Here is a 2729-nt window from a genome sequence, read left to right as displayed (position 1 = left end):
TTATCCGGTACAGATACTATCAGATTCTCTGCATTCTTAAAAACAGTTAAATAATCCGACTGACTCTTAACATTCAAATAAAAATTACACATCACGAATACAGAAAAAATACATAAAGTGAATAATATTATGGTTCCTAACGTATCCGCTATTCTTGAGTGAAGATTATGCAACGATAGCCATAAGGTTTCTTTTTCGCTTTTATGATGGATCTCTTTTCCTTGCTTGCTTTTCTCATGTTCATGAATCATTTCATCGCTGATGACCACTCCCTGTTCCATGCGTATGATGCGGTCGGCATATTTCTCTGCCAAGGCAATGTCATGGGTCACAAAGAGTATCTGAACGTCTTCTGATATTTTCTTCAATTCTTCCATCAGAAGTATCACGTTCTCATGATCTAAGGCTGCTGTCGGTTCATCACATAACAGAAGTCCCGGCTGATGAAGCAATGCTCTTATGAATTGTACCCGTTTTTTCTGTCCGTTGGATAACTTCTTAACTTTCTTGTTTTTATGTTCTTCCAGCTGGAATTCTTTCAGATAATGATGAATCATTTCTTTGTCCTGACTGACAAGAAAGAGATTTTCCCATACGCTCATTTCTTCAAAAAGATGAAAATCCTGTGTCAGATAATCAAAATGAGGAACATCCAGAAGCTCTCCTTCATAGCTCTCCCTGCCGCTGATGATTTCTAAAAGCGTAGTCTTGCCACACCCACTGGGTCCCAACAGCATAATGATGCCGTTATGATTTAGATCTAATGTGATACCTTTGAGTGCTTCGACATTATCTTTTTTATTATGATAGACTTTTCTTATATTGATGAGCTTCATAATTTTCCCTTTCATCTTTACCATTCGTTAATAAAACACAAAATTATCTGATTTTCTTAAATTCATATACGCTACTAAAATAAATAGCAGGACTTAAAGAGAGATTACCATTTTTAGTTTTTCGAAAAAAAGGTCCTTCACCTAATTGAGAAGTAAGATACCAATACTCCCCATCCTGCTGATAAATATAGCCGGATTGCATGATATCATCTTTAAAATAAGTGTAATATAAGTCACCACTAAAGATATATTTACCATTCTTTATACTTACTGACATCTCAGAATCATCACTGACATACTGGTACGTGCCATCAATATTACTAAAACCCGTATATCTGGTACCCAAATATACCGCAAATAATATACTCATTATAAATAGTAATTTCTTCACGATGATCATCCCCTTTCCCAAATCATTAAAATCTCATAAGATAATGCTTACACTTATATTGTAAGTGTTTTCAATCTTTTTGTAAATATATTATTTATCTCTAAATATACTTTAATTAAGAATATAGAGTGAGGCAAACTCACTCTATATTTTGTATTTTCTAGTTAAGATAAGTTCTAATATGATCGTGATAAAAGCAATACTCACCAAAGCCATCAGAAGCATACCTATATCCATGGTCAAAAATGGCTGATAAAAGTTCTCCTCGGCAATCGCATTGATCTTCTCGCACGCCTGATTTCCCAGCATCACTACCAGCAGGAATGAAATCATTAATAAGTATCCATTACGCATCAGACTTTCCGATACCGATGAATACCCATAGGTTCTCATGATCTCACTTTCCTTTCTCATCCTCTTTCTCTTGAATAAATAGAATACAATCAGGATTCCTAACAGAAGGATCAGTATTACTGCCCCATAGATCATAAAGCTTGATGGTGAACGATAGAAGACTACATCATTTCCTAATCCCTTTCCCTGAAATACAGTAATACTTGCACTGTCCTTATACAGGCTCTTATTGATCTTTTCGGCCACTGCTTCATAGTCACTTCCAGGTTCCAGCAAAAAGCGTACATAGTAGAAATACAATTCACTGTCATCCACTACAAAATGACGTAAAACCGGGTTATTCCCATAACCGTTATTGAAGAACACCATGTTCATATAATCATTCTCAACACTGCTGATTCCGCTGATCTTTACCTCTAATAAGTCAGCTAAGGGTATTTCATTAGGCTGATAACCAATGATCTCCGGTGATCTCCAATATATATTTTTTACTCCCTGCAATCCTAGCTTCATGACCTGACCGATCATTTCTTCATAAGATTTATACTCTTCCATTTCCATAAGCATATCCGCTACATTTCTGCTTAGAAGCACTTCATTTTCTTCCTCAGGATAGCTTCCATACATCAATGGCAATTCCTCATGATCATTGACTAAATCAAACACCTGTATTTCATAGGAAGAAAAGTTTAAATATTCATCAAAATCCCATAGCTGTTCTTCATCAGTAATGATATAAGGTGTTTCATATGGGTGATTTCCAAAAACTCTTGTATATTCAGGATACTCTTCATTTTCATTAATCAGTTTTTCAAAAATTTTACTATCCGTTTCCCACAAGATATACTCTAGACCTGAATCTATTTCATATTTATAGCTATAATAGCTTTCTACAGCCATAATTTCCGGATTCTTTTCTATCACTTTCTGAATATCTTCATATAAATAAAACTGATCCTTTTCATTTAATAAATATTTTCTGGTATAACCTGAATATGTTTCCCCAGTATTTCTTACCGTCTTATCCGGTACAGATACTATCAGATTCTCTGCATTCTTAAAAACAGTTAAATAATCCGACTGACTCTTAACATTCAAATAAAAATTACACATCACGAATACAGAAAAAATACATAAAGTGAATAATA

General features: G+C 34.4%; 3 protein-coding genes. All 3 read right to left on the bottom strand.

The features are described 5' to 3' along the window. Positions 1 to 836, bottom strand: an 836-nt coding sequence (locus Q0K35_RS01910) for an ABC transporter ATP-binding protein (protein ID WP_294560987.1), incomplete at its 3' end; no start/stop codon positions are given. A gap of 43 nt (positions 837 to 879) precedes the next feature. Continuing rightward, complete coding sequence (locus Q0K35_RS01905) at positions 880 to 1227, bottom strand: hypothetical protein (protein ID WP_294560986.1); 348 nt, start codon at positions 1225 to 1227, stop codon at positions 880 to 882. A gap of 144 nt (positions 1228 to 1371) precedes the next feature. Continuing rightward, a partial coding sequence (locus tag Q0K35_RS01900) for a hypothetical protein (RefSeq protein ID WP_294560985.1) occupies positions 1372 to 2729 on the bottom strand: 1358 nt, incomplete at its 5' end.

It is taken from the genome of uncultured Traorella sp., assembly GCF_944327115.1.
Classification (GTDB): Bacteria; Bacillota_I; Bacilli_A; order Erysipelotrichales; family Erysipelotrichaceae; genus Traorella.
Note: the sequence above shows the minus strand (reverse complement) of the source record. Positions and strands in the feature narration are given on the sequence as shown.